The organism is Streptomyces sp. NPDC085931, assembly GCF_044540565.1.
Lineage (GTDB): Bacteria > Actinomycetota > Actinomycetes > Streptomycetales > Streptomycetaceae > Streptomyces.
In genome coordinates, this window is record NZ_JBITSK010000011.1 from 84,347 (window position 1) to 111,150 (window position 26,804).

Here is a 26,804-nt window from a genome sequence, read left to right on the forward strand (position 1 = left end):
ACACGCCCCGGTCGCGCCGTGGCAGGGGTGGAACCTCTCATGACGGCCGGGGGCAGGGTGAGAGCATCGTTCCCTCGCGGTCACTCGCGGGCACAGGCAGGAAACGCGCCCTCCCTACCTTCGGGACCAGTCACTCGAAGTACCACCGAGTCCCGGAGCACAGTGGAGGCGTCATGACAGGCCCCGGCACGGCACCCGCACCCCCGAGCAGGGGCGGCCGCTGGATCCAGCACTGGGATCCCGAGAACGAGACGTTCTGGAAGGAGACCGGCGAGAGGGTGGCCCGCCGGAACCTCTACTTCTCCGTGCTGTCCGAGCACATCGGTTTCTCCGTCTGGACGATGTGGTCCGTGCTGGTGCTGTTCATGGGCCCCGAGTACGGGCTGACCCCCGCCGACAAGTTCCTGCTGACCTCGGTGGTCACGCTGGTCGGCGCCGTCGTCCGCGTCCCCTACACCTTCGCCGTCGCCGTCTTCGGCGGACGCAACTGGACGATCATCTCGGCCGGCATGCTGCTGATCCCGACGATCGCCGCGTTCACCGTGATGGAGCCGGGCACTTCCTTCTCGACCTTCCTGCTGGTCGGCCTGCTCGCCGGCGTCGGCGGCGGCAACTTCGCCTCCTCCATGACCAACATCAACGCGTTCTTCCCGCTGCGGAAGAAGGGCTGGGCGCTCGGCCTGAACGCGGGCGGCGGCAACATCGGCGTCCCCGTCATCCAGCTGGCCGCGCTCGCGATCATCGGCGCCGGCGGCGGACCGCGTGTGCTGCTCGGCGTCTACATCCCGCTGATCGTCGTGGCCGCCGTGCTGGCCGCGCTGTTCATGGACAACCTGGAGAACGTCAAGAACGACACCGGTGCCGCCAAGGACGCCGCCCGGGACGCCCACACGTGGATCATGTCCGTCCTCTACATCGGCACCTTCGGTTCCTTCATCGGCTACAGCTTCGCCTTCGGCCAGGTGCTGCAGAACCAGTTCGGCCGCACGCCGCTGCAGGCCGCCTACGTCACCTTCCTCGGCCCGCTGCTCGGCTCCCTCATCCGGCCCGTCGGCGGCTGGCTCGCCGACCGCTACGGCGGCGCGAAGATCAGCCTGTGGAACTACGTCGCGATGGGCGTCGCGACGGCGGTCCTGATCGGCGCCTCCATGGAGAAGTCGCTGGCCCTGTTCACCGGGGCGTTCGTGGTGCTGTTCGTGCTCAGCGGGCTCGGCAACGGCTCGACGTTCAAGATGATCCCGGGCATCTTCCAGAACAAGGCCCTCGCCCTGGGGCTGGAGGGCGAGGCGGCAGCGGCGTACGGGCGGCGGCTGTCGGGTGCCTCGATGGGCCTGATCGGCGCGGTGGGCGCGCTCGGCGGCGTCGGCATCAACCTCGCCTTCCGCCAGTCCTTCCTCTCCTACGGCTCCGGCACCGGCGCGTTCGTCGCCTTCCTCGCCTTCTACGCGGTGTGCTTCGCGCTCACGTGGGCCGTATACCTTCGGCGCACGGCTTCCCGGGTACCCGCCACGTCGGCGGCCTCGGAGGCGAAGCCGCAGCTCAGCTACGCCGAGGTGTGACGTAACACCAGCGACATCACGCCGATCCGGGCCTGTCACGAGCCGTTGACAGGCTCGATCGGCATGCAGGTACGCCGTACCACGCAGTACGACGACTCGAGTGCGGGACGAGAGCCATGTACGAGGAAGAACGACGACCGGACCACGGACCACTGGCGGGTTTCACCGTCGGTGTGACGGCCGCGCGCCGGGCCGATGAGCTCGGGGCGCTGCTGCAGCGGCGCGGTGCCGCCGTCCTGCACGCCCCCGCCCTGCGGATCGTGCCGCTCGCCGACGACAGCGAACTGCTGGCCGCGACGAAGGACATCATCCGGCAGGCACCCGACCTCGTGGTCGCCACGACCGCGATCGGCTTCCGGGGCTGGGTCGAGGCCGCCGACGGCTGGGGCCTGGGCGAGGACCTGCTCACCCGGCTGGGCGGGGTACGGATCCTGGCGCGCGGGCCGAAGGTGAAGGGCGCGGTGCGGGCCGCCGGGCTGACGGAGGAGTGGTCGCCGTCCTCGGAGTCCATGGCGGAAGTGCTCGATCGGATGCTGGAGGAGGGCGTCGAGGGGCAGCGCGTCGCGATCCAGCTGCACGGTGAGCCGCTGCCGGGGTTCGTGGAGGCGCTGCGGGAGGGCGGGGCCGAGGTGGTCGGGGTGCCGGTGTACCGGTGGATGCCGCCGGAGGATCTCGGCCCGGTGGACCGGCTCCTCGACGCGGCGGTCTCCCGGGGCCTGGACGCGATCACCTTCACCAGCGCGCCGGCGGCGGCCTCGCTGCTGGCCCGGGCGGAGGAGCGCGGGCTGCTGCCCGAGGTGCTGGCCGCCCTGAGCCACGACGTGCTGCCGGCCTGCGTGGGCCCGGTCACGGCGCTGCCGCTGCAGTCCCGCGGCATCGACACGATCCAGCCCGAGCGCTTCCGGCTCGGGCCGCTCGTCCAGTTGCTCTGCCAGGAGCTGCCCACGCGGGCGCGCTCCCTGCCGGTCGCCGGGCACCGGGTGGAGATCCGCGGGCACGCCGTGCTGGTCGACGGCGACCTCCGGCCCGTGCCGCCGGCCGGCATGGCCCTGCTGCGCGCCCTGTCCCGGCGCCCCGGCTGGGTCGTGGCCCGCGCCGAGCTGCTCCGCGCCCTGCCCGGCTCCGGCCGCGACGAACACGCCGTCGAAACGGCCATGGCCCGCCTGCGCACGGCCCTGGGCACGCCCAAGCTCATCCAGACGGTGGTCAAACGCGGCTACCGCCTGGCCCTGGACCCGGCGACGGAGACGAAGTACGCGGACGCGTGAGGCGCCCCGGGGGTTGAGCGAAGATCCGCCGAGCTGGGGGGTGGGATCGGCGGGGCAGGCCTGGGGGTGGAGGGGGCCGGTGCGCGGCGCAGACCTGGGGGTGGAGGGGGCCGGTGCGCGGCGCAGCCTGGTCAGGGGCCGGTGTTGCGGCGGAGGCCGGGGGAGTGCCGGTGGCGTGGCGACGGCTGGTGAGAGGTCGGTGCGACGGCGCAGGCCGGGAGCGTGGCGACGGCTGGTGGGGGCGCGGTGTGGCGGCGCAGGCCAGGCGAGTGACCGGTGGCGGGGCCACGGCTGGTGGGGGGCCGGTGTGCGGCGCAGCCCGGTCAGGGGCCGGTGTGGCGGCGGAGGCCGGGGAGTGCCGGTGGCGTGACGACGGCTGGTGGGGGCGCGGTGTGGCGGCGCAGGCCAGGCGAGTGACCGGTGCGGGGCCACGGCTGGTGGGGGGCCGGTGAGGCGGCACAGGCCCGGTGTGGGGGGCCGGTGAGGCGGCGCAGCCCGGGCGAGTGACCCGTGGCGTGGCGACGGCTGGCGAGGGGCCCGTGTCGCGGCGGAGGCCGGTCAAGGGCCCGTGGCGCGGTCACGGTCGGTGTGCGGTCGCAGTGGCCCGGCCGGACCCGAGCCGGGCGGAGGCCGGTCAGGGGCCGGTGTGGCGGCGGAGGCCGGGGGAGTGCCGGTGGCGTGGCGACGGCTGGTGAGAGGTCGATGCGACGGCGCAGGCCGGGAGCGTGGCGACGGCTGGTGAGGGGCCCGTGTCGCGGCGGAGGCCGGTCAAGGGCCCGAGCCGGGCGGAGGCCGGTCAGGGGCCGGTGGCGCAGCCACTGGCGGTGTGCGGTCGCAGGGGCCCGGCCGGGACCCGAGCCGGGCGGAGGCCGATCAAGGGCCCGTGGCGCGGTCACGGTCGGTGTGCGGTCGCAGTGGCCCGGCCGGGACCCGAGCCGGAGGGCAGGCGTGCCAGACACGGGAGGGGAGGGCAGCCCCTCGGCCGCCCGGGGCCGCTTCGCGGCCCGTCCTCGCGTGAGGGCTTTCCGGCGCGTGCCGGGGCGGGCACTGTAAGAGGGGAACGGTTCTGGAGCCCTCACTGGCGTCTCACCGACCTAGGCGGTGACAGGCACATGGCACTGGGTACGGCCACGGCCCCCTACGAGCTGCGCTTCGACGCCGGGCGGATCTGCCTGGACCTGCTCTCCACCACGCATCCGCGGGAACGGCTCGACGCCCTGCCCGTGCTGCGCGCCTGGATCACCGGCTCCGGACTGGTCCCGGCGGACACCGCCCTGGCGCACGCCGACGCCACCTGGCCGGCCGCCTTCCGCGAACTGCGCGGCCAGATCGACCGGTTGGTGCGCGGCCGGCCGGGCGCCGGCGTGGCGGCGTACGACCTCGCGCTCGCGCGCGTCAACGACCTGGCCCGCACCGCGCCCCCGGCGCCCCGCGCCGTCCGCGGCGAGGACGGGCAGCTCGTACGGCAGTTGGACGGCCCGCCGGACTGCGCCGCCCTGCTCGCCTGTGTGGCCCGGGACGCCGTGGAACTGCTCACCGACCCCGTCGCGCGCGCGGCCCTGCGCCAGTGCGAGGGGGACAACTGCCGCATCGTCTACCTCGACACCTCCCGGGGCCGCCGCAGGCGCTGGTGCTCCAGCGAGGTCTGCGGCAACCGCGAACGCGTCGCCCGGCACCGCCGCCGTGCCGCACTCGCCCGCGCGTGAAACGGAATTGAGTGGTCCGTGCACTGAAATACCGTGTCCTGAATGCGACTTCTGTGACCCCCCGGCCGAAGTGATTTCGCTTACACGCCGTTTGCCTACGGTCCCGTAGGGAAAGCCCGGCCCGATCTTGCCGATGTGGCGGAAATGTAAAGAACGGGGGGTGGGAATGTGACCCCATGTCCCGCTCGTCACGTCACTTCGAAGAAATCTGTCGCCTTCCTTTGAACACCCAACGGCTCGCTTCCGTACGGCTTGTGGAGCGACCGACTGGGGGAACCCCCGGACATCGGAGGTGGGCGTGCGCAAGGATTCCGTCGTGGCCAATGAACGAGCACCGAGGGCCCGACATCGCATGTCCCAGCCCTCGGAACCCGACGAGGAGCTGATGCGTGCGCTCTATCGCGAACACGCCGGACCCCTGCTCGCATACGTCCTGCGCCTGGTCGCCGGAGACCGGCAGCGCGCCGAGGACGTCGTACAGGAAACGCTCATCCGTGCCTGGAAGAACGCCGGTCAGCTCAATCGGGCGACCGGTTCGGTACGCCCCTGGCTGGTGACGGTCGCCCGGCGCATCGTCATCGACGGCCACCGCAGCCGGCAGGCCCGGCCGCAGGAGGTCGACCCGTCGCCGCTGGAGGTCATCCCCGCGGAGGACGAGATCGACAAGGCGCTGTGGCTGATGACTCTCTCGGACGCACTCGACGACCTGACCCCCGCTCACCGGGAGGTGCTCGTCGAGACGTACTTCAAGGGGCGTACCGTCAACGAGGCGGCCGAGACCCTGGGCATACCCAGCGGAACGGTCCGCTCCAGGGTGTTCTACGCCCTGCGTTCGATGAAGCTGGCACTGGAGGAGCGGGGGGTGACGGCGTGATGAGTGTTTACGGGGGTAACCAAGGGTTCGGTACGGGAGGCATGGGTATGTCTGGCCCCATGCAGGAATCTCCGGTGCCGAACGAGCACGAGACCGTGGGCGCGTACGCCCTCGGCATCCTCGACGACGCCGAAGCGACCGCCTTCGAGGCCCACCTCGCCACCTGCGAATGGTGCGCCCAGCAGCTCGACGAGCTGGCCGGCATGGAGCCCATGCTCGCCGCCCTCGCCGACCTGCCCGGCTCCGGAAGCACACCCGCGATCGGCGAGTCGCTGTCCGCGAAGCCCCGCCCGCGCCTGGTGGAGAAGCTGGTCGACGAGGTCGCCGACCGCCGCGCCCGGAAGCGCCGCCGCAGTCTCTACATGGTGGCCGCGGCCGGCGCGCTGATCGTGGGCGGCCCCTTCGTCGCGGTCGCGACGAACAGCGGCGGCGGTGACAGCGGCGGCACGGAGCAGCGCCCGCTCGCGGCGAGCCCCGCCAAGGCGGCCTTCGACGGCATCTCCGACAAGATCTCCGCCACCGACCCGACCACCAAGGTCACCGCGACGGTCGCCCTCCAGAAGAAGGACTGGGGGACGGGCGTGGTCACCGAGCTGAAGAACGTCAAGGGCCCGCTCAAGTGCGCCCTCGTCGCGGTCGGCAAGAACGGCGAGCGGGAGACCCTGTCCTCCTGGTCCGTCCCGGAGTGGGGCTACGGCCTCCCCGACGCCAGGACGGAGAAGGCCAAGCAGCCCCTGTACGTCCAGGGCGGCGCCGCCTTCGAGCCGAACGAGATCGACCACTTCGAGGTCGTCACCTTCGACGGCAAGCGGCTGGTCGAGGTCGACGCGTAGCCTTACCGGGTCCCCTTCGCGTACGGTGGACGGCTGCCCAGCACGTCAGAAGGGGGCCCGGTGGCCGCTCAGGCTCAACAGGAAGCCGCGCTCGAAGACTCCTTGAGAGCCCACGAGATCGGTGTGGAACAGGAACACCTGGACCGGGTGTACCGGCGCCTCGAGGAGAAGATCCACGAGGCGGAGTTCCTGATGAACGACGCGGCCCAGCGCGGCCAGGTCGGCACGCCCGGCGCCCTGGCCGAGCGGGACGCCCAGGTCTTCCGCGCCGGCATCCACCTCAACCGGCTCAACAACGAGTTCGAGGACTTCCTCTTCGGCCGGATCGACCTGCTGCTCGGCAAGGACGGCAAGAAGGGCCCGGACGGCGCGTACACCGCGGTCGAGCCGGCGGAGGGCGCGGTGCGCCCGGACAACACCGCCGACATCGCCGAGACCCTGCACATCGGCCGCATCGGCGTGCTCGACCAGGACTACGCCCCGCTGGTCATCGACTGGCGGGCCCCGGCCGCCGCCCCGTTCTACCGGTCGACGCCCGTGGACCCCGGCCGTGTCGTGCGCCGCCGGGTCATCCGCTCCAAGGGCCGCAGGGTCCTCGGCGTCGAGGACGACCTGATGCGCCCCGAGCTGACGGCCTTCCTCGACGGCCGTGCACTGCCCGCCATCGGCGACGGCGCCCTGATGGCCGCGCTCGGCCAGGCCCGCAGCCACACCATGCGCGACATCGTCGCCTCCATCCAGGCCGAGCAGGACCTGGTCATCCGCGCCCCCGCCGCCTCCGTGACGTACGTCGAGGGCGGCCCGGGCACCGGCAAGACCGCCGTCGCCCTGCACCGCGCGGCCTACCTCCTCTACCAGGACCGGCGCCGGTACGCCGGCGGCATCCTGATCGTCTCGCCGACCCCGCTGCTCGTCGCCTACACCGAGGGCGTCCTGCCCTCCCTCGGCGAGGAGGGCCAGGTCGCCATCCGCGCCATCGGCTCCCTGGTCGAGGGCGCCGAGGCCACCCTCTACGACTCCCCGGCCGTGGCCCGCGCCAAGGGCTCCTCGCGCATGCTGAAGGTGCTGCGCAAGGCCGCGCGCGGCGCCCTGGAGCGGCCCGAGGCACCGGCCCGGCTGCGCGTGGTCGCCTTCGGCCGCCGCCTGGAGCTGGAGGCCGAGGAACTCGCCGGCATCCGCCGCGCCGCCCTCGGCGGCACCGCCCCCGTCAACCTGCTGCGCCCGCGCGCCCGCAAGCTGCTGCTCGACGCCCTGTGGGAGCGCTCCGGCGCGGCCGGCCGGCACACCGACCCGGAGCTGGCCGCCGAGCTGCGGTCCTCCTTCGACGAGGACATCACCTCCGAGGACGACTTCCTCGCCTTCCTCGACGCCTGGTGGCCGGAGCTGACCCCGGCCGCCGTCCTGGACGCCATGTCGGACGAGCGCCGCCTGGGCCGCTGGGCCCGGCGCCTGCTCAACCCGGGCGAGGTCCGCAAGGTCGCCCGCTCCCTCAAGCGCGACGGGTACTCCGTGCACGACATCGCGCTCCTGGACGAGCTGCAGGCCGTCCTCGGCGCCCCGGCCCGCCCCCGCAGGAAGCGCGAGCTGGACCCGCTGGACCAGCTCACCGGCCTGGAGGAGCTGATGCCGGTGCGCGAGGAGACCCAGCGGGAGCGGGCCGAACGGCTCGCCCAGGAGCGCGTCGAGTACGCGCACGTCATCGTCGACGAGGCGCAGGACCTCACGCCGATGCAGTGGCGCATGGTCGGCCGCCGCGGCCGGCACGCCACCTGGACGGTCGTCGGCGACCCGGCGCAGTCCTCCTGGTCCGACCCGGACGAGGCCGCCGAGGCCCGCGACGAGGCCCTCGGCACCCGCCCGCGCCGCCGCTTCGAGCTCACCGTGAACTACCGCAACCCGGCCGAGATCGCCGAGCTCGCCGCGAGGGTCCTCGCCCTGGCGATGCCCGGCTCCGTCGCCCCGAGGGCGGTCCGCTCCACCGGCGTCGAGCCGCGCTTCACCGTGGCCGGCCAGAGCCTGGGCGCCACCGTCCGCGACGAGGCCGCCCGGCTGCTGGAGCGCGTCGACGGCACGGTCGGCGTGGTCGTCGCCATGCAGCGCCGCGAGGAGGCCCGCCGCTGGCTCGCCGGACTCGGCGACCGGGTCGTGGCACTCGGCAGCCTGGAGGCCAAGGGCCTGGAGTACGACGCGACGGTCGTGGTCTCGCCGGCCGAGATCGCCGACGAGTCACCGGCCGGCCTGCGCGTCCTCTACGTCGCGCTGACCCGGGCCACCCAGCAGCTCACGGTCGTCTCCGCCGAACGGGACGAGCCCGACGCGGCCGGAATCCCGGATCTGCTGCGGGATTGAGCGGGTTACCCACTCGACGGCGAAATGAACTCGCGATACGGGAATGGCCTTACGGGATCCGTTTGTTAGCCTGGACGTGGCACCGGCCCGATCCAAGCCCCCGGGCCCAACCTTCGTCGCTACGAGCGACCACTTGCCGCGAGGCGAGCATGGCGGGTCGGTGCCACCTAAACGCGAAAGAGACCCACGTCAGCGTGACGTGGGTCTCTTTTTGCCTGCCGTTGCCCGCCGGTTCCGCGAACAAAACGTTCGCAATGGAGGGCGGCTACCCGCTACCGAGCGGTAGGTGCGACGATCGGACGGCACAAAACAGCGTCAGGTGAAAGCAGAGGAAGTCGGCCATGGCAACGGCGCCCAGCGTCTCCTACTCGATGACGGTCCGGCTGGAGGTGCCCGCGAGCGGAACCGCCGTCTCGCAGCTCACCACCGCCGTGGAGTCCTCCGGAGGCTCGGTGACCGGCCTCGACGTCACCGCGTCCGGTCACGAGAAGCTCCGCATCGACGTCACGATCGCGGCGACCTCGACCGCGCACGCGGACGAGATCGTCGAGGAGCTCCGCGGCATCGAGGGCGTCACGCTCGGCAAGGTCTCGGACCGTACCTTCCTGATGCACCTCGGCGGCAAGATCGAGATGGCGTCGAAGCACCCCATCCGCAACCGCGACGACCTCTCCATGGTCTACACGCCCGGTGTCGCCCGGGTCTGCATGGCCATCGCCGAGAACCCCGAGGACGCCCGCCGCCTCACCATCAAGCGCAACTCCGTTGCGGTCGTGACCGACGGCTCGGCCGTGCTGGGCCTGGGCAACATCGGCCCCAAGGCCGCCCTGCCCGTCATGGAGGGCAAGGCCGCGCTGTTCAAGCGGTTCGCCGGCATCGACGCCTGGCCCATCTGCCTGGACACCCAGGACACCGACGCCATCGTCGAGATCGTCAAGGCGATCGCCCCCGGCTTCGCGGGCATCAACCTGGAGGACATCTCCGCCCCGCGCTGCTTCGAGATCGAGGCCCGGCTGCGCGAGGCGCTGGACATCCCCGTCTTCCACGACGACCAGCACGGCACCGCCATCGTCGTCCTGGCCGCGCTCACCAACGCCCTGCGCGTCGCGGGCAAGGCGATCGAGAACATCCGCGTCGTGATGTCCGGCGCCGGCGCCGCCGGTACGGCCATCCTCAAGCTGCTGCTCGCCGCGGGCGTCAAGAACGCCGTCGTCGCCGACATCCACGGCGTGGTGCACGCCGGCCGCGAGGACCTGGTGGACGCCGCCCCCGACTCGGCGCTGCGCTGGATCGCCGACAACACCAACCCCGAGGGCCTCACCGGCACGCTCAAGGAGGCCGTGCGCGGCGCGGACGTCTTCATCGGCGTCTCCGCCCCGAACGTCCTCGACGGCGACGACGTGGCCGCCATGGCCGAGGACGCCATCGTGTTCGCGCTCGCGAACCCGGACCCCGAGGTCGACCCGGCAATCGCCCGTCAGACCGCGGCCGTTGTGGCCACGGGCCGCTCCGACTTCCCCAACCAGATCAACAACGTGCTGGTCTTCCCGGGCGTCTTCCGCGGCCTGCTGGACGCGCAGTCCCGCACGGTCAACACGGAGATGATGCTGGCCGCCGCGACCGCCCTGGCGAACGTGGTGACCGAGGACGAGCTGAACCCGAACTACATCATTCCGAGCGTCTTCAACGACAAGGTCGCGGGCGCGGTGGCCGGTGCGGTGCGGGAGGCGGCCAAGGCGGCCGGCGCGACGGCGAACAGCCCGTCGGCGGTCTGAGGACCAGGTCTACCGGGGCCTTCGGGACGGTCGTCCCCGGGACTGTGAGTAAGCCCACGGCCGCCGGGGGACCGGCGCGTCGCACGACCCCCGTCAGCAGCGGAGCTATCGTGGCGGCCAGGCTCAGGCCCTCTTTTCGTGTGACTCCCCAAGGGTGTTCTCACGACTCCTGCGGGTGCCGGATTGGCTTTCCCGCCGCAGGTAGGGGCAGGATGCGTCCCTGGGCGCGAGGGTCTGACGACGGACCCGGGTCCGGGGACTCAACGAGGACCCTGGCAGCATCGGCTTCGATCTGACGCCTCAACGGCAAGATGAACACGGGAGTAACAACATGAACCGCAGTGAGCTGGTGGCCGCGCTGGCCGACCGCGCCGAGGTGACCCGCAAGGACGCCGACGCCGTGCTGGCCGCGTTCGCCGACGTCGTCGGCGACATCGTCTCCAAGGGGGACGAGAAGGTCACCATCCCCGGCTTCCTGACCTTCGAGCGCACCCACCGTGCCGCTCGCACCGCCCGCAACCCGCAGACCGGCGAGCCCATCCAGATCCCGGCCGGCTACAGCGTGAAGGTCTCCGCGGGCTCGAAGCTCAAGGAAGCCGCCAAGGGCAAGTAAGCGTTCCCTCGCGTGCGCCGTGGGCAACTGCGGGCCGCCTGTGGCCGGCCGCGCAGTTCCCCGCGCCCCTTCGGGGCGTGAGCCCGCCGAGAGCCGCATGAAACGCCGAGGGGCGGCCACCTGGTCCAGGTGGCCGCCCCTCGGCGTGTACGGGCCTGCGGGGCCTAGCCGAGCGCCTTGCCCGGCAGTTCGACCTTCGCGCCCAGCTCGACGAGCTTCTCCATGAAGTTCTCGTAGCCGCGGTTGATCAGGCCGATGCCGTGCACCCGGGACGTGCCCTGGGCCGCCAGGGCCGCGATGAGGTACGAGAAGCCGCCGCGCAGGTCGGGGATGACCAGGTCGGCGCCCTGGAGCCGGGTGGGGCCGGAGACGACCGCGGAGTGCAGGAAGTTGCGCTGGCCGAAGCGGCAGTCGGAGCCGCCCAGGCACTCGCGGTAGAGCTGGATGTGCGCGCCCATCTGGTTCAGCGCGGACGTGAAGCCCAGACGGGACTCGTAGACCGTCTCGTGGATGATGGACAGGCCCGTGGCCTGCGTCAGGGCGACCACCAGCGGCTGCTGCCAGTCCGTCTGGAAGCCCGGGTGGACGTCCGTCTCCAGCGCGATGGACTTCAGCTGACCGCCGGGGTGCCAGAAGCGGATGCCCTCGTCGTCGATCTCGAAGGCACCCCCCACCTTCCGGTAGGTGTTCAGGAACGTCATCATCGAGCGCTGCTGCGCGCCGCGGACGTAGATGTTGCCCTCGGTCGCCAGCGCGGCCGAGGCCCAGGACGCGGCCTCCAGGCGGTCCGGCAGGGCGCGGTGGTTGTAGCCGCCGAGCTGGTCCACACCCGTGATGCGGATCGTCCGGTCGGTGTCCATCGCGATGATCGCGCCCATCTTCTGCAGCACGCAGATGAGGTCCTCGATCTCCGGCTCGACGGCCGCGTTGGACAACTCCGTGACGCCCTCGGCGAGGACGGCCGTCAGCAGCACCTGCTCGGTCGCGCCGACGGACGGGTAGGGCAGCCGGATCTTCGTGCCGCGCAGCCGCCGCGGAGCCTCCAGGTACTGGCCGTCCTCGCGCTTCTCGATCTTCGCGCCGAACTGCCGCAGCACCTCGAAGTGGAAGTCGATGGGCCGGCCGCCGATGTCGCAGCCGCCGAGGCCGGGGATGAACGCGTGGCCGAGGCGGTGCAGCAGCGGGCCGCAGAACAGGATCGGGATACGGCTGGAGCCGGCGTGGGCATCGATGTCAGCGACGTTGGCGCTCTCCACGCGCGTCGGGTCCATCACCAGTTCGCCGGGCTCGTCACCCGGACGGACCGTCACACCGTGCAGCTGCAGCAGACCCCGTACGACACGCACGTCGCGGATGTCCGGAACATTGCGCAGCCGGCTCGGGGCGCTGCCGAGCAGCGCTGCGACCATGGCCTTCGGTACGAGGTTCTTCGCACCGCGGACACGGATCTCGCCCTCCAGCGGGGTTCCGCCGTGGACAAGCAGGACATCGTCGTTGACGGTCATGAATCTCGCGTTCCGTGGAGTCGGGCAGGGGCCAGGAGGGAAAGGGTAATCGCCCACCACCCCCCTTCTGTAAGCCTGAGGCGGACCCAGCCACGTCATAGCTCTGTCACAACACGAACCGTTCCGTGCCGGGCACATGGGGTCACGATCACCTTCGTGCGCGCCGGGCGCACCGGTGCGCCCTGAGCTGCGCGCACTCCGGACGCCCGCTTCGCTCCCCACGGGGAGGCAAGATGCGGGATCATGTCTGGCATGACCGAGGTGTCCTCGCTCACAGGGCGGTTGCTCGTGGCCACACCCGCCCTGGCGGACCCGAACTTCGACCGCGCGGTGGTGCTGCTCCTCGACCACGACGAGGAGGGTTCCCTCGGTGTCGTCCTCAACCGCCCCACCCCGGTGGACGTGGGCGACATCCTGGAGGGCTGGGGCGAGCTCGCCGTCGAGCCCGGCGTGGTCTTCCAGGGCGGCCCGGTGTCGCTGGACTCGGCCCTCGGGGTCGCCGTGGTCCCGGGCGGCGCGGCCGGGGAGGCCGCTCCGCTGGGCTGGCGCCGGGTGCACGGCGCGATCGGTCTGGTCGACCTGGAGGCGCCGCCCGAGCTGCTGGCCTCCGCCCTCGGCTCCCTGCGGATCTTCGCCGGGTACGCCGGCTGGGGCCCGGGCCAGCTGGAGGACGAGCTGGTGGAGGGCGCCTGGTACGTCGTCGAGTCCGAGCCCGGCGACGTGTCCTGCCCGTCCCCGGAGCGGCTCTGGCGCGAGGTGCTGCGCCGCCAGCGCAACGAGCTGGCGATGGTGGCGACGTACCCCGACGACCCTTCGCTCAACTGATGCGTGTGAGCTTCAGTACCCTTGGCCCTATGAGCACTCTCGAGCCCGAGCGCGGGACTGGTACGGGGACCCTCGTAGAGCCGACGCCGCAGACCTCTCACGGTGACGGTGACCACGAGCGCTTCGCCCATTACGTCCAGAAGGACAAGATCATGGCGAGCGCCCTCGACGGCACCCCCGTCGTGGCGCTGTGCGGCAAGGTCTGGGTCCCGGGCCGCGACCCGAAGAAGTACCCCGTGTGTCCCCTGTGCAAGGAGATCTACGAGTCCATGGGCTCCGGCGGCGACGACAAGGGCAAGGGCGACCAGTAGGCCCGGACCCGGTCCGCGCGGCGTAAAGCCTCCAGGGTGCGTTTTGCGTGCCCTGGGGGCTTTTGTGCTGTCCGGGCGTTGCACGGGGTGCGTCTGCCGGTCACAGAGTGGTTGAGACCTCTTGTGGGCGTGTTCATGCAGTCCCTAGCCTCCGAAGTGTTGTGCACAGCGAAACCTTCATTGCGCATGTTGCAACACTCCCTCGGAGGAGCACTCCATGAAGCTGTCCGCCCGCCTCGTCGGCCTCGGTGCGCTCGCCGCCCTCCTGGCCACCTCCTGCGCGCCCCAGACCTCCGGCAACACCGCCTCCGACAAGGACGAGAAGACCGGCACGCTGCGCGTGTGGCTCTTCCAGGAGGTCGGCAACGCGCCCAAGGAGAAGGTCGTCGACGCCGTCGTCGCCGACTTCGAGAAGGCCCACGAGGGCACCGAGGTCGACGTCGAGTACATCCCCATCGAGACCCGCGCCCAGCGCGTCAAGGCCGCCTTCAACGACCCCGCCTCCGCTCCGGACGTCATGGAGTACGGCAACACCGACACGGCCGGCTACGTGAAGGACGGCGGACTCCTCGACGTCACGAAGGAGTTCGGCGACTGGAGCGAGGCGAAGAACACCGACCCGACCGCGAAGCAGTCGGTCACCGTGGACGGCAAGGTCTACGGCGCGCCCTTCTACGTCGGCGTGCGCGCCCTGTACTACCGCACCGACGTGTTCGAGGAGCTCGGCCTGTCCGTGCCGAGGACGATGGCCGAACTCGCCTCCACCGCCCGCGAGATCCGCGCGGCCAGGCCCGAGCTGTACGGCCTGGTCGTCGGCGGCGCCTACACCTACGGCGCCATGCCGTTCGTGTGGGCCAACGGCGGTGAACTCGCCACCGGCAAGGGCGGCTCGTACGCCTCCGGGATCGACAGCCCGCAGGCCCGCAAGGGCATCAAGGCGTACACCTCACTCTTCGGCGACGACAACTGCCCGGCCGCCAAGTGCGCCGGCATGGGCGGCAACGACACGGTCTCCGCGTTCGCCGCGGGCAAGGCCGGCATGGCCATCGGCGGCGACTTCAGCCACACCGCCGTCGAGGCCGGGAAGGTCAAGGGCAAGTACGCCGTCGCCCCGCTGCCCGGCGTGAAGCCCGGCTCGATCGCGCCCGCCTTCGCCGGCGGCAACAACATCGGCGTCCTGAAGAGCACCTCGCACCGGACGCTCGCCGTCGACCTGATGCGGCGGCTGGCCGGCAAGAAGACCCAGGCCGAACTCTTCGACGCCATGGGCTTCCTGCCGACCTTCACGGACGTGCGCCGGCAGGTCGCCCGGGAGGAGCCCTTCGTGAAGCCCTTCGTGCAGACCCTCTCGGCCGGCACCAGGTTCGTCCCCGCGTCCCCGGCCTGGGCCCAGATCGACTCCCAGCTCGTCCTGCCGACCATGTTCCAGGAGGTCATCAGCGGCAAGAAGGACGTCGCGCAGGCCTCCGAGGACGCCGCGCAGAAGATGAACACGGCGTTCGGCTCGGCCGGGTGAGCGGGATGAACGACCGTACGCGGCCGGCGGGCCCCGGCCGCCCCGCGGCGCCCCCGGTCGCCGTCGCCGCGCCCCTCGCCCCGCCGGCCGGACCTGCCCCCTCCCCGCAGGCCGCCGCGGACGGGGCCGGCGAGTCCCGCGCGGCGGCGGTGCGGCCGCCGGGCGGGAAGGGCCGCACCAGACGCCGGGGGCCGGCCGGCACCTCCCCGCTGGTGTCCGGCGGCTGGACGCCCTGGCTGTACCTCGCGCCCGCGCTCGTCGTGCTCGGCGGGCTGCTCGTCTACCCGATCTACCAGCTCGGCCTGATCTCGTTCTTCCAGTACACGCAGGCGCAGGTGAGCGGCGGCGAGCCGGCCGCCTTCGAGGGGTTCGGGAACTACGCCGAGCTGTTCGGGGACCCGCAGTTCTGGCAGGTGCTGCTCGCCACCGTGCTGTTCGCGGCGGCCTGTGTCGTCTCCACGCTCGCGGCCGGATGCGCCCTGGCCGTGCTGCTCACCCGGGTGCGCGCCGTGCCGCGCCTCGCGCTGATGCTCGCCGCGCTCGGCGCGTGGGCCACCCCGGCCGTCACCGGGTCCACGGTGTGGCTGTTCCTCTTCGACCCGGACTTCGGCCCGGTCAACCGGATGCTGGGCCTCGGCGACCACTCCTGGACCTACGGCCGGATCAGTGCCTTCCTCCTCGTCCTGCTCGAAGTGGTGTGGTGCTCCTTCCCGTTCGTGATGGTGACCGTGTACGCCGGCATCCGCGCCGTCCCCGCCGAGGTGCTGGAGGCCGCCTCCCTCGACGGCGCCTCCCAGTGGCGGATCTGGCGCTCGGTCCTCGCCCCGATGCTCCGGCCGATCCTGGTCGTCGTCACGATCCAGTCGGTCATCTGGGACTTCAAGGTCTTCACGCAGATCTACGTCATGACCAACGGCGGCGGCATCGCCGGCCAGAACCTGGTCCTCAACGTCTACGCCTACCAGCAGGCCTTCGCGTCCTCGCAGTACGGCCTCGGCTCCGCGATCGGCGTCGTGATGCTGCTGATCCTGCTCGCCGTCACCCTGGTGTACCTGCGGCTGCTGCGCCGGCAGGGGGAGGAACTGTGAATCTTCTTCGCGCCCGTGTGCGCCGCCCGGGCCGGCTGGCCGCCGAGGCCTCCGCGCTGCTGATCGCGGTCGTCGTCGCCTTCCCCCTCTACTGGATGGTGCTCAGCGCCTTCAAACCGGCCGGGGAGATCGAGTCGAGCGAGCCCAGGCCGTGGACGCTCGCGCCCTCCCTGGATTCCTTCCGGCGCGTCTTCGGGCAACAGGAATTCGGCCGCTACTTCCTCAACAGCCTCGTCGTCGCGGGCAGTGTCGTGCTCGCCTCCGCGCTGATCGCGTTTCTCGCCGCGACCGCCGTGACACGATTCCGCTTCCGTATGCGGACCACCCTGCTGATCATGTTTCTGGTGGCCCAGATGGTGCCCGTGGAAGCCCTCACGATCCCGCTGTTCTTCCTCATGCGGGACGCCGGTCAGCTGAACACGCTCGGGTCGCTGATCCTGCCCCACATCGCCTTCTCGCTGCCCTTCGCGATCTGGATGCTGCGGGGGTTCGTGAAAGCCGTTCCGGAGGCGCTGGAGGAGGCCGCCTACATCGACGGGGCGAGCCGGGCGCGATTCCTGTGGCAGATCCTTTTCCCCCTCGTCCTGCCGGGCCTCGTGGCCACCAGCGTGTTCTCCTTCATCTCCGCCTGGAACGACTTCCTGTTCGCCAAGTCGTTCATCATCAGCGACACCTCGCAGTCGACGCTGCCGATGGCCCTGCTGGTCTTCTACAAGCCCGACGACCCGGACTGGGGCGGCGTCATGGCCGCTTCCACGGTGATGACGATCCCGGTCCTGGTCTTCTTCGTACTCGTACAGCGGCGCCTGGTCTCCGGACTGGGCGGAGCGGTGAAGGACTGATGTGACCTCTCCTGTGACCGACCTGATTCCGGCGCCCGTGCGCATCGAGACCGGGAACGGGCCCGGCTTTGTGCTCGACACCGGCACCGGCCTGGAGGCGGGCCCCGGCGCCGAACCGGCCGCGCGGTGGCTGCGGGCGGCCGTGGGCGCGGCGACCGGCCTGCCGCTGGACGCGCGCACCGGCGGCACGGGCGGGCTCCAGCTGCGGATCCGGCCCGGTCTCGGCGGGCCCGAGGCGTACCGCCTCACGGTGGACGCCGGGCGGGTCCTCGTCGAAGGGGCCGACTCGGCCGGCCTGTTCTGGGGCGCCCAGACCTTCCGTCAGCTGCTGGGCCCCGAGGCGTTCCGCCGCGCGCCGGTGTCGGGCAGGCGGGCGTGGGAGCTGCCCGCCGTCACCGTCGAGGACGCCCCCCGGTTCCGCTGGCGCGGCCTGATGCTCGACGTCGCCCGGCATTTCATGCCCAAGGAAGGCGTGCTGCGTTACCTCGATCTGATGGCGGCACACAAACTCAACGTCTTCCACTTCCACCTGACGGACGATCAGGGCTGGCGCGTCGAGATCGAGCGGCACCCGCGGCTGACCGAGATCGGCTCCTGGCGCGCCCGGACCAAAACAGGCCACCGCGCCTCCCCCTTGTGGGAGGAGAAACCGCACGGCGGCTACTACACCCAGGACGACATCCGGGAGATCGTCGCCTACGCCGCCGAGCGGCATATCACCGTCGTCCCCGAAATCGACGTACCCGGGCACTCGCAGGCCGCGATCGCCGCGTACCCGGAACTCGGCAACACCGACGTCATCGACACCTCCGCGCTCTCCGTCTGGGACACCTGGGGAATCAACCCGAACGTACTCGCCCCCACCGACACCACCCTGCGCTTCTACGAGGGTGTCCTCGAGGAGGTGCTGGCGCTGTTCCCCTCGGAGTTCGTCCACATCGGCGGCGACGAATGCCCCAAGGAGCAGTGGCGGCGGTCGGAGACGGCCCAGGCGCGCATCCGGGAACTCGGGCTCGCGGACGAGGACGAGCTCCAGTCCTGGTTCGTCCGGCACTTCGACACCTGGCTCGCCGCGCGCGGGCGCCGGCTGATCGGCTGGGACGAGATCCTGGAGGGCGGTCTCGCCGAGGGCGCGGCCGTGTCCTCCTGGCGCGGCTACGCCGGGGGCATCGCCGCCGCCCGGGCCGGCCACGACGTCGTCATGTGCCCCGAGCAGCAGGTGTACCTGGACCACCGTCAGGCACCGGGCCCCGACGAGCCGGTACCGATCGGGTGGGTGCGCACCCTGGAGGACGTCTACCGGTTCGAGCCCGTTCCCCCGGAGCTGACGCCCGAGGAGGCCCGGCACGTGCTGGGCACCCAGGCCAACCTGTGGACGGAGGTGATGGAGGACCAGGCGCGCGTGGACTACCAGGCGTTCCCCCGGCTCGCCGCCTTGTGCGAGGTCGCCTGGAGCGCCCTGCCCGCCCCGGCGGAACGGGACTTCGCCGGTTTCGAGCGCCGTATGGCCGCCCACTACCGGCGGCTCGACGCCCTGGGCGTCGCGTACCGGCCACCCGCCGGTCCGTTGCCCTGGCAGCGGCGACCGGGGGTGCTGGGCCGCCCGATCGACGGTCCGCCGCCCCGCCGGTAGCACCGGCCGCCCCTCCCGAACAGCTCGAACAGGCCACGGAAAAAGCGCACAAGGGTCACCGAAAGTGCCAATCGGCATGCATTGGTGAACCCGTGCGAAAACGGACCATCTCCCCGATGAGGTGGGCGAATGCCTCCTAGCGGACCCGTGTCTTCGGCTCTCGCCAAGATGTGCCAGAGTTGCCACGTCCGCCCTGTCAGCACGTACCGTACGGCAGCACAGGTGGGACCAGGTGGGGCAGCGGGAAGGGGCAGCCGGTTTGACCACGCACGCACCGCAGGCGGCGCAGGCCGTCACGCTGCCCACGACGCTGGACGAGGCCGTCGCGGCTCTCACCGCCGTGCCCGCCGCCGTACCCGTCGCGGGTGGCACCGACCTCATGGCCGCCGTCAACTCCGGGCAGCTCAGGCCCGCCGCGCTGGTGGGTCTCGGCCGGATCAGCGAGATCCGCGGCTGGCAGTACCAGGACGGCCACGCGCTGCTCGGCGCGGGCCTCACGCACGCGCGCATGGGACGCCCCGACTTCGCGGCCCTGATCCCGGCGCTCGCCGCCGCCGCGCGCGCTGCCGGCCCGCCGCACATCCGCAACGCGGGCACCCTGGGCGGCAACATCGCCTCGGCCGCCCCCACCGGGGACGCGCTGCCGGTGCTGGCCGCCCTGGAGGCGACCCTGATCATCGCGGGCCCGGGCGGCGCCCGCCGGGAGATTCCGGTGTCGCACCTGCTGGCGGGGATGGACATGCTGCGCGCCGGTGAACTCATCGGCTACGTGCGCGTGCCGCTGCTGCACGCCCCGCAGGTCTTCCTGAAGGCGACCGGCCGCACCGGCCCGGGCCGCGCGGTCGCCTCCGTGGCGCTGGTCCTGGACCCCGCGCGCCGGGGCGTGCGCTGCGCGGTGGGCGCCATAGCGCCGATGCCGCTGCGGCCCCTGGAGGCCGAGCAGTGGGTCGGCGGACTCATCGACTGGGACAACAGCCGCACACTCGTCCCCGAGGCCCTGAACGCCTTCGGGGAGTACGTCGCCGCGGCCTGCATCCCCGACGCGGCCCCGGGCGAGGACGGCTCCGTACCGCAGCTCCCGCCCGCCGTACTGCACCTGCGGCGCACCGTCGCCGCGCTGGCCCGACGAGCACTGGGGAGGGCGCTGTCGTGACCGACGACCAGCACGGAGAGGGCACGCCCCGCAGCGGGAGCCGCTGGGACCCGCTGCCCCAGGGCGAGTACGACGACGGCGCCACCGCCTTCGTGGAGCTGCCCGAGGGGGGCGTCGACGCCCTGCTGGCCGCCGACAGCCCGCTCGCCGCGCCGGGCCACGGCTACGTACCGCCGCAGATAACGGTCGCCCCCGCCACGACCGCGGGCACCGACCCGGCGGCCACGGGCACCTGGCCGGTGCCCGGCGCGCCCGTCGACGGCGCCCAGTGGCACGACCCGCACGCGGCGCACCAGCAGCACGGCCGGGACGCCGGGGAGCAGCCGTACGGCACCTCCGAGGCGCCCTACGGCACGCCGTACGGCCCGGGCGCCGGGGCGGGGCAGCACGGCAATGACGACCGCTTCACGTACGACCCGGGCGTCACCGGGCAGTGGACCTTCGAGGAGCCCGCGGCGACGGAGACCGCGCCCGGGCACGACGTGACCGGGCAGTGGTCCATTCCCGTCGCCGGGGGGGACCTGCCGGACGAGTCCGGCGAGTTCACGACGTCGTCACTGGTCGAGCAGTGGGGCGGCACGCCGCCGGCCACGCTCCCGGGCGGCGCGCCCGCCCCGTGGGCGACCCAGGCGGCCGGCCGGCCGTGGGGGCAGCAGGATCCGCAGGACACGCAGGGGCAGGACGGGACGTACCCGCACGGGGGCGAACCGGGCCAGAGGTACGACCAGGGCGTCGGCCACGACCCGGGGAGCGGCCACGACCCGGGGCACGGGCACGGGGCTGAGCGGGGGCAGGGCTTCCCGCCCGGGCAGGGCCACGGACACGGCCGGCCCGAGGACGCCGGACCCGCCGCCTCCGGATACCCGGCGGAGCCGGGCACGCGGGGCGCGCACGCCCCGGAGGGACCGCCCGCCGGACCCCTGCCGCACGAGACGGACCCGGGCCACGCCACCCAGCTGCCGCACGGCGCGGGGCCGGACGAGCACGCGGCACCGCGTCACGCCGCTGAACCGACGACGCCCGGCCACGCGCCCGGGCAGTCCGGCTTCGCGGCTCCCGGGGCGGACGCCCACGGCTTCACCGACGTTCCCTCGGCGCCTTCGGGCGCCGCTGCCGACGGGCCGGACCGTGCGGAGACCGCCGGTCACGGACCGGACGGCTCCGGCCTCGCCGACCACGGGGCTCCGTCCGCCGAGTTGACCGGTCACGGGCCCGAGTCCCCTGGCTTCGCCGGCCGGGCGGGGGAGTCCTCCGATTCCGCCGGACACGCGGGGGAGACCTCGGGCTTCGCCGGCCAGGGGCAGGAACCGGCCGACTTCGCCTCCCCCACGCGGGAGTCCTCGGGCCCCGCCGGTCACGAGCAGGGCCCCTCCGGCTACGCCGGTCACGAGGCGTCGGCGGGCTTCCCCGGCCATGCCCCGGAGCGGACCGGCGCACCCGGGCACGGGCCGGAGCGGCCGGACCTGTCCGGCCATGGGCCGGCCGGTGAGCCGACTGGGGACGGGCCGGGCCGGTCGGGCGTACCCGGTCACCAGGTGGAGCAGCCGGGGCTGCCCGGCCACGGGCCGTCGCAGCCGGGCGTACCCGCTCACGGGCCGGGCCGGGCCGCCGCCGAGCCGGAGGCCGCCCAGTCTTACGCCGGGCACTCCGGGCAGACTCCCGGCGAGGCCCCCGAGGGGTCCGGGCCGGCGGCCGAACGGGACGCCGACGCCGTCGGGGCCGCGCAGGCCGCTCAGGAGGCCTCAGCGCCCGTCGGCGGCCCCGGTGAGGCACCCGAGGCCGCCGAGGGCGCGGACGACGCCCCAGGGGCCGAGGAAGCCGTGGACGGCGCCGACGGTCCGGCCGGGTCCGACGCCGGGCCACTCCCGCCGGAAGCGGAGTCCGGACCGGAGACGGGACCCGAGTCCGGACCGGAGACACGGCGGGAGTCCGGACCGGAGACCGCACCGGACGCCGTACCTGAGGCAGCCGAAGCCCAGGCCGCCGATGCCCCGGCCGCCGACGGCGAGGCGCCCGGCGAGGACCCCTCCGCCACCTCCCAGGACGCGGCCGCCGCCCCCGCCGCACCACAGGAGGAGCACCCCCTCGCCTCCTACGTCCTGCGCGTGAACGGCGCCGAACGCCCCGTCACGGACGCGTGGATCGGCGAGTCCCTGCTGTACGTGCTGCGCGAACGGCTCGGTCTCGCGGGCGCCAAGGACGGTTGCTCGCAGGGCGAGTGCGGGGCGTGCAACGTCCAGGTCGACGGGCGCCTCGTCGCGTCCTGCCTGGTCCCGGCCGTGACCGCCGCCGGCAGCGAGGTCCGCACCGTGGAAGGGCTGGCCGAGGACGGGCAGCCGTCGGACGTGCAGCGGGCGCTCGCGCGCTGCGGCGCCGTGCAGTGCGGTTTCTGCATCCCCGGCATGGCGATGACGGTCCACGACCTGCTGGAGGGCAACCCGGCCCCCACCGAGCTGGAGACCCGTCAGGCGCTGTGCGGCAACCTGTGCCGCTGCTCCGGCTACCGGGGCGTGGTCGACGCCGTCAAGGAGGTCGTCGCCGAACGTGAGGCGCACGGCGCCTCGGGCGACGGCGACGGCGACGAGCCGCGCATCCCGCACCAGGCGGGCCCGGGCGCCGGTGGCGTGAACGCGTCGGCCTTCGGAGCGCCCCCGCACCCGCACGCGTCCGAACCGCACTCCCCGCACCCGCACTCCCCGCACCCGCACTCTCCGCAACCGCACGACCAGCCCTACGGCCAGGACGGAGGCCAGGCGTGAGCAACGAAGCAGCCACCGCGCAGGCCGCGGAGGCCGCCCCCGCACCCGAACCGCTGCCGCACGGCCTCGGCGCCTCCCTCCCGGCCGCCGACGCCCGCGCCAAGACGGAGGGCACCTTCCCCTACGCCGCCGACCTGTGGGCCGAGGGCCTGCTGTGGGCGGCCGTGCTGCGCTCCCCGCACCCGCACGCGCGCATCGTCTCCATCGACACCACCCACGCGCGCGAGATGCCCGGCGTCCGCGCCGTCGTCACCCACGAGGACGTCCCCGGCAGCCCGCTGCACGGGCGCGGCAAGGCCGACCGCCCGGTCTTCGCCTCCGAGGTCGTGCGCCACCACGGCGAGCCCATCGCCGCCGTCGCCGCCGACCACCCCGACACCGCGCGCATGGCGGCCGCCGCCGTCATCGTCGAGTACGAGGTGCTCGACCCGGTGACCGACCCGGAGCAGGCCTTCGAGGCCGAGCCGCTGCACCCCGACGGCAACCTGATCCGGCACATCCCGCTGCACCACGGCGACCCGGAGGCGGCCGGCGAGATCGTCGTCGAGGGCCTGTACCGCATCGGCCGCCAGGACCCCGCGCCCATCGGCGCCGAGGCGGGCCTGGCCGTACCGCGCCCGGACGGCGGCGTGGAGCTGTACCTCGCCTCCACCGACCCGCACGCCGACCGCGACGCGGCCGCCGCCGCCTTCGGTCTGGAACCCGAACGCGTCAAGGTCGTCGTCACCGGCGTGCCCGGCGCCACCGCCGACCGCGAGGACCAGGGCTTCCAACTGCCCCTCGGCCTGCTGGCGCTGCGCACCGGCTGCCCGGTGAAGCTCACCGCCACGCGCGAGGAGTCCTTCCTCGGCCACGCCCACCGGCACCCCACCCTGCTGCGCTACCGGCACCACGCCGACGCCGAGGGCAGACTCGTCAAGGTCGAGGCGCAGATCCTGCTCGACGCGGGCGCCTACGCCGACACCTCCGGCGACGCGCTGGCCGCCGCCGTCGCCTTCGCCTGCGGCCCGTACGTCGTCCCGAACGCCTTCATCGAGGGCTGGGCCGTGCGCACCAACAACCCCCCGTCCGGCCATGTGCGCGGCGAGGGCGCCGTGCAGGTCTGCGCCGCCTACGAGGCGCAGATGGACAAGATCGCCAAGAAGCTCGGCCTCGACCCGGCCGAGGTGCGCCTGCGCAACGCCATGGCGACCGGTGACGTGCTGCCGACCGGCCAGAGTGTGACCTGCCCGGCCCCGGTCGCCGAACTCCTCCAGGCCGTCCGGGACTTCCCGCTGCCGCCGCTGCCCAAGGACACCCCCGAGGACGAGTGGCTGCTGCCCGGCGGCCCCGAGGGCGCGGGCGAACCGGGCGCCGTGCGCCGGGGCGTGGGCTACGGCGTGGGCATGGTGCACATGCTCGGCGCGGAGGGCGCGGACGAGGTCTCCACGGCGACCGTGAAGGTCCACGACGGCGTCGCGACGGTGCTGTGCGCGGCCGTCGAGACCGGCCAGGGCTTCACCACCCTGGCCCGGCAGATCGTCCAGGAGACCCTCGGCATCGACGAGGTGCACGTGGCGCCCGTCGACACCGACCAGCCCCCGGCGGGCGCGGGCTGCCGCGGCCGGCACACCTGGGTGTCGGGCGGGGCGGTGGAGCGCGCGGCCAAGATGGTCCGCACCCAGCTCCTCCAGCCGCTCGCGCACAAGTTCGGCATGTCCACGGAACTGCTGCAGATCACCGACGGCAAGATCACCTCGTACGACGGCGTCCTGTCCACCACCGTCACCGAGGCGCTGGACGGCAAGGAACTGTGGGCCACCGCCCAGTGCCGCCCGCACCCCACCGAGCCGCTCAACGAGTCCGGCCAGGGCGACGCCTTCGTCGGCATGGCCTTCTGCGCGATCCGCGCGGTGGTGGACGTCGACATCGAGATCGGTTCCGTACGGGTCGTGGAGCTGGCCGTCGCCCAGGACGTGGGCCGGGTCCTCAACCCCGCCCAGCTCGCCGCCCGCATCGAGGCGGGCGTCACGCAGGGCGTCGGCATCGCGCTCACCGAGAACCTGCGCACGCCCCGCGGCCTGATCCGCCACCCCGACCTGACCGGGTACGCCCTGCCGACCGCCCTCGACGCGCCCGACATCCGCATCGTGCGGCTGGTCGAGGAGCGGGACGTGGTCGCGCCCTTCGGGGCCAAGGCGGTCAGCGCGGTGCCGGTGGTGGCCTCCCCGGCGGCCGTCGCCTCCGCCGTGCGCGCCGCCACGGGCCGCCCCGTGAACCGGCTGCCGATCCGCCCCCAGGCGGCGGTGGTGACGGAACGCTCCTGATGTCCCTCACGGGCGTCGTCCTCGTCACCGGCGTCATGGCGGCCGGCAAGTCGACGGTCGCCCAGGCGCTCGCGGAGACCCTGCCGAGGGCCGCGCACGTCCGCGGGGACGCGTTCCGGCGCATGATCGTGACGGGCCGCGCCGAGTACGTCCCCGGCGCGGGCGGCGAGGCGCGGGCCCAACTGCTCCTGCGGCACCGGCTGTCGGCGGCGACGGCCGACGCGTACGCCGAGGCCGGTTTCGCCGCGATCGTCCAGGACGTGGTGCTGGGCGAGAACCTGGGAAGGTACACCGCCCTGGTGCGCACCAGCCCGCTGTACGTGGTCGTCCTCGCGCCGCGCCCCGGGACGGTGGCCGCGCGGGAGGCGGCGCGCCCGAAGACCGGCTACGGCGCCGGCTGGACCGTCGGCGCGCTGGACGAGGCGCTGCGCACGCGGACCCCGCGGATCGGACTGTGGCTGGACACCTCGGAGCTGACGGTGGGGCAGACGGTCGAGGCGATTCTCGCGGGAAGGGAACGCGCGAGGGTCGGCTGAGCGTCCTGAGGGGTGGACGCGTGCTCATCGCCGGGCGCGCGTCGCTGTTCCGGGGCGTTGTCAGTGGTGGGGCGTAGTGTTCCGGTCAGTGGGGGACGGCTGCCGGGCCCGGCCGGGCGGTCCGCCGTGCTCCGCCAGGGGACGGGAGCAAGCGCATGCGGGGGAGCCCATGACTACGACCGACGCCGGTGCCGCGGTGATCACCCTGACCGAGTCCGCGCTGGACCCGTGGGTCACGCACGCGTCGACGCGGCCCTGGCTGACGGGACCGGGCCTGCCGGCCGGCAGCGGCGTGCTGGGCGTCGACGGGCCGCGCCGGGACGGCCTGCGCGCGCTGTCGGATGCCACGGGCGATTCGGGCGACCCGGGTGCCCCGGACGACCGTCTCGCGGCGGAGCTGGCCGCACAGCTGGTGACAGGCGGGCTGCTGGGCCGCGCCGGCCTGGGGACGGAGCCGGTCCTGCTGGACGGTGCGACGGGCGGGATCCCGACGACGTACCTCCTGCACGACCGGCCCGGCCCGCTGGACCGCCGCCCGGTGGCGCCCTCGCTGCGGACCCTGGTCCGCTTCGCCGAGGCCACGGACGAACTGGCGGGGCTGCGCGGCCAGTTCGCCTCCTACGCGGGCCGCTACGGGCTCCCGGCGGTGGCGGAGGCCTCCCGGCACCTGCTGTCCGTCTTCCGGGACGGCACGGGCGGCGAACCGGCCTCGTTGCGGAAGCCGGCGGCCCTGATCCGCCCCCTGTCCCTCGTCGCCGGCCGCTCCGGCGCCTCCGGCCTCGGTCTGGACCTCCCGCACCGCCTCCTGGACCAGGAGTTCGGCCCCGGCAAGGTGGCGCGCTTCGAGGACGTCGACTTCCCGGCGACCCTCACGCACGAGCCGACCCGCCGCTTCCTGCGCGAGGTGGGCCTCCCGGAGGACGTCCACCCGTTCTCCCTGGACACGGACGTCCCGCTGGCCACCCTGGCCGAGTTCCACGCCGACGCGGGCACCCCGGCGCGCCTCCCCGCGGGCGCCGGCCGGCTGATACGCCTCGGCCACCTGACCGAGGACCACAGCCTGGTCGTCGACGGCGCCACGGGCGCGGTCCTCGACTGGAGCGAACCCGAAGCGACGCTCCACCCCCTCAACACGGACGTTTCGACCCTCGCCTGCACGCTCTGGCTCCTGCACCGCGAGCGGGCGATCGACGAGCAGTCCGGCCACGCGCTGACGACCGACGCCTACGACCAGCTGGCCATGACGATGCTCCAGGTCCTGTCGGCGGTCGATACCGCGGGAGCATGACGCCGGCCTCGTCCCGGCACTACGGGACGACCGTGTTCCAGGACGAGGCGGGCGGAGTGCGCTGA

Annotated in this window: 19 protein-coding genes and 1 pseudogene; 19 read left to right on the forward strand and 1 reads right to left on the reverse strand. The window is 73.2% G+C overall.

Annotated features, from left to right (window positions below):
* Window positions 1–173: 173 nt before the first annotated feature.
* From ACIGAN_RS23440 to ACIGAN_RS23475, 8 genes are all read left to right on the forward strand, one after another.
* A complete protein-coding gene (locus ACIGAN_RS23440) occupies window positions 174–1,559 on the forward strand; it encodes a nitrate/nitrite transporter (RefSeq protein ID WP_399860194.1) in 1,386 nt (461 codons plus the stop codon).
* Between the two features lie 116 nt (window positions 1,560–1,675).
* The gene (locus ACIGAN_RS23445) at window positions 1,676–2,827 is read left to right on the forward strand and encodes a uroporphyrinogen-III synthase (RefSeq protein ID WP_365086468.1); all 1,152 of its coding nucleotides are present in this window, start codon (window positions 1,676–1,678) and stop codon (window positions 2,825–2,827) included.
* Window positions 2,828–3,939: 1,112 nt separating this feature from the next.
* A complete protein-coding gene (locus tag ACIGAN_RS23450; protein WP_365086465.1) occupies window positions 3,940–4,533 on the forward strand; it encodes a CGNR zinc finger domain-containing protein in 594 nt (197 codons plus the stop codon).
* 352 nt (window positions 4,534–4,885) lie between these two features.
* Window positions 4,886–5,407: a sigma-70 family RNA polymerase sigma factor gene (locus tag ACIGAN_RS23455; RefSeq protein WP_010039908.1), complete on the forward strand. Its 522-nt coding sequence runs from the start codon at window positions 4,886–4,888 to the stop codon at window positions 5,405–5,407.
* Window positions 5,407–6,240 (forward strand): anti-sigma factor family protein, encoded by an 834-nt coding sequence (locus ACIGAN_RS23460; protein ID WP_365086462.1) that lies wholly within the window; start codon window positions 5,407–5,409, stop codon window positions 6,238–6,240. Before ACIGAN_RS23455 ends, ACIGAN_RS23460 begins: the two co-directional genes overlap by 1 nt.
* Window positions 6,241–6,300: 60 nt before the next feature.
* Window positions 6,301–8,589 carry a HelD family protein gene (locus ACIGAN_RS23465; RefSeq protein WP_399860198.1) on the forward strand — a complete coding sequence of 763 codons (2,289 nt, stop codon included), beginning with the start codon at window positions 6,301–6,303 and terminating at the stop codon, window positions 8,587–8,589.
* Window positions 8,590–8,930: 341 nt separating this feature from the next.
* Window positions 8,931–10,364 carry an NAD-dependent malic enzyme gene (locus ACIGAN_RS23470; RefSeq protein ID WP_309094144.1) on the forward strand — a complete coding sequence of 478 codons (1,434 nt, stop codon included), beginning with the start codon at window positions 8,931–8,933 and terminating at the stop codon, window positions 10,362–10,364.
* Between the two features lie 331 nt (window positions 10,365–10,695).
* The gene (locus ACIGAN_RS23475) at window positions 10,696–10,977 is read left to right on the forward strand and encodes an HU family DNA-binding protein (RefSeq protein ID WP_003990598.1); all 282 of its coding nucleotides are present in this window, start codon (window positions 10,696–10,698) and stop codon (window positions 10,975–10,977) included.
* A 164-nt stretch (window positions 10,978–11,141) separates the two neighbouring features.
* On the opposite strand, the gene murA is transcribed toward ACIGAN_RS23475, so the two are convergent.
* The gene (gene murA / locus ACIGAN_RS23480) at window positions 11,142–12,482 is read right to left on the reverse strand and encodes a UDP-N-acetylglucosamine 1-carboxyvinyltransferase (RefSeq protein ID WP_365086454.1); all 1,341 of its coding nucleotides are present in this window, start codon (window positions 12,480–12,482) and stop codon (window positions 11,142–11,144) included.
* A 252-nt stretch (window positions 12,483–12,734) separates the two neighbouring features.
* Here murA and ACIGAN_RS23485 point away from each other — a divergent pair, with 252 nt between their 5' ends.
* The 11 genes and pseudogenes from ACIGAN_RS23485 (at window position 12,735) to ACIGAN_RS23535 (ending at window position 26,804) form a co-directional block, all read left to right on the forward strand.
* Window positions 12,735–13,307, forward strand: coding sequence for a YqgE/AlgH family protein (locus tag ACIGAN_RS23485; protein ID WP_365086451.1), 573 nt, complete (start codon window positions 12,735–12,737; stop codon window positions 13,305–13,307).
* Between the two features lie 29 nt (window positions 13,308–13,336).
* Entirely contained in the window at window positions 13,337–13,618 is a 282-nt protein-coding gene (locus ACIGAN_RS23490) for a DUF3039 domain-containing protein (RefSeq protein WP_365086448.1), read from the forward strand.
* Between the two features lie 217 nt (window positions 13,619–13,835).
* On the forward strand, window positions 13,836–15,134 hold the full coding sequence (locus tag ACIGAN_RS23495; protein WP_399860202.1) for an extracellular solute-binding protein: 1,299 nt from the start codon (window positions 13,836–13,838) through the stop codon (window positions 15,132–15,134).
* Window positions 15,135–15,139: 5 nt separating this feature from the next.
* Entirely contained in the window at window positions 15,140–16,222 is a 1,083-nt protein-coding gene (locus tag ACIGAN_RS23500; RefSeq protein ID WP_365086442.1) for a carbohydrate ABC transporter permease, read from the forward strand.
* Window positions 16,219–17,064: a carbohydrate ABC transporter permease gene (locus ACIGAN_RS23505; RefSeq protein ID WP_365086439.1), complete on the forward strand. Its 846-nt coding sequence runs from the start codon at window positions 16,219–16,221 to the stop codon at window positions 17,062–17,064. The genes ACIGAN_RS23500 and ACIGAN_RS23505 overlap by 4 nt, the downstream gene beginning before the upstream one ends.
* A 13-nt stretch (window positions 17,065–17,077) precedes the next feature.
* Window positions 17,078–18,697: a beta-N-acetylhexosaminidase gene (locus ACIGAN_RS23510; RefSeq protein WP_399860435.1), complete on the forward strand. Its 1,620-nt coding sequence runs from the start codon at window positions 17,078–17,080 to the stop codon at window positions 18,695–18,697.
* Between the two features lie 259 nt (window positions 18,698–18,956).
* Window positions 18,957–19,850 (forward strand): FAD binding domain-containing protein, encoded by an 894-nt coding sequence (locus ACIGAN_RS23515; protein WP_094052215.1) that lies wholly within the window; start codon window positions 18,957–18,959, stop codon window positions 19,848–19,850.
* Entirely contained in the window at window positions 19,847–22,609 is a 2,763-nt protein-coding gene (locus ACIGAN_RS23520; RefSeq protein ID WP_399860205.1) for a 2Fe-2S iron-sulfur cluster-binding protein, read from the forward strand. Before ACIGAN_RS23515 ends, ACIGAN_RS23520 begins: the two co-directional genes overlap by 4 nt.
* On the forward strand, window positions 22,606–24,915 hold the full coding sequence (locus ACIGAN_RS23525) for a xanthine dehydrogenase family protein molybdopterin-binding subunit (RefSeq protein WP_399860207.1): 2,310 nt from the start codon (window positions 22,606–22,608) through the stop codon (window positions 24,913–24,915). The genes ACIGAN_RS23520 and ACIGAN_RS23525 overlap by 4 nt, the downstream gene beginning before the upstream one ends.
* Entirely contained in the window at window positions 24,915–25,451 is a 537-nt protein-coding gene (locus ACIGAN_RS23530; RefSeq protein WP_399860209.1) for an AAA family ATPase, read from the forward strand. The genes ACIGAN_RS23525 and ACIGAN_RS23530 overlap by 1 nt, the downstream gene beginning before the upstream one ends.
* 169 nt (window positions 25,452–25,620) lie before the next feature.
* A pseudogene (locus ACIGAN_RS23535) lies at window positions 25,621–26,804 on the forward strand (SUKH-4 family immunity protein).

Excerpts from the sequence above, each read along its gene's own strand:
- ACIGAN_RS23485 (WP_365086451.1), top strand. The coding sequence starts at position 12,735 with ATGACCGAGGTGTCCTCGCTCACAGGGCGGTTGCTCGTGGCCACACCC.
- ACIGAN_RS23445 (WP_365086468.1), top strand. The coding sequence starts at position 1,676 with ATGTACGAGGAAGAACGACGACCGGACCACGGACCACTGGCGGGTTTC.
- ACIGAN_RS23530 (WP_399860209.1), top strand. The coding sequence starts at position 24,915 with ATGTCCCTCACGGGCGTCGTCCTCGTCACCGGCGTCATGGCGGCCGGC.
- ACIGAN_RS23440 (WP_399860194.1), top strand. The coding sequence starts at position 174 with ATGACAGGCCCCGGCACGGCACCCGCACCCCCGAGCAGGGGCGGCCGC.
- ACIGAN_RS23500 (WP_365086442.1), top strand. The coding sequence starts at position 15,140 with ATGAACGACCGTACGCGGCCGGCGGGCCCCGGCCGCCCCGCGGCGCCC.
- ACIGAN_RS23495 (WP_399860202.1), top strand. The coding sequence starts at position 13,836 with ATGAAGCTGTCCGCCCGCCTCGTCGGCCTCGGTGCGCTCGCCGCCCTC.
- ACIGAN_RS23490 (WP_365086448.1), top strand. The coding sequence starts at position 13,337 with ATGAGCACTCTCGAGCCCGAGCGCGGGACTGGTACGGGGACCCTCGTA.
- ACIGAN_RS23460 (WP_365086462.1), top strand. The coding sequence starts at position 5,407 with ATGAGTGTTTACGGGGGTAACCAAGGGTTCGGTACGGGAGGCATGGGT.
- ACIGAN_RS23470 (WP_309094144.1), top strand. The coding sequence starts at position 8,931 with ATGGCAACGGCGCCCAGCGTCTCCTACTCGATGACGGTCCGGCTGGAG.
- murA (WP_365086454.1), bottom strand. The coding sequence starts at position 12,482 with ATGACCGTCAACGACGATGTCCTGCTTGTCCACGGCGGAACCCCGCTG.
- ACIGAN_RS23450 (WP_365086465.1), top strand. The coding sequence starts at position 3,940 with ATGGCACTGGGTACGGCCACGGCCCCCTACGAGCTGCGCTTCGACGCC.
- ACIGAN_RS23455 (WP_010039908.1), top strand. The coding sequence starts at position 4,886 with ATGTCCCAGCCCTCGGAACCCGACGAGGAGCTGATGCGTGCGCTCTAT.
- ACIGAN_RS23475 (WP_003990598.1), top strand. The coding sequence starts at position 10,696 with ATGAACCGCAGTGAGCTGGTGGCCGCGCTGGCCGACCGCGCCGAGGTG.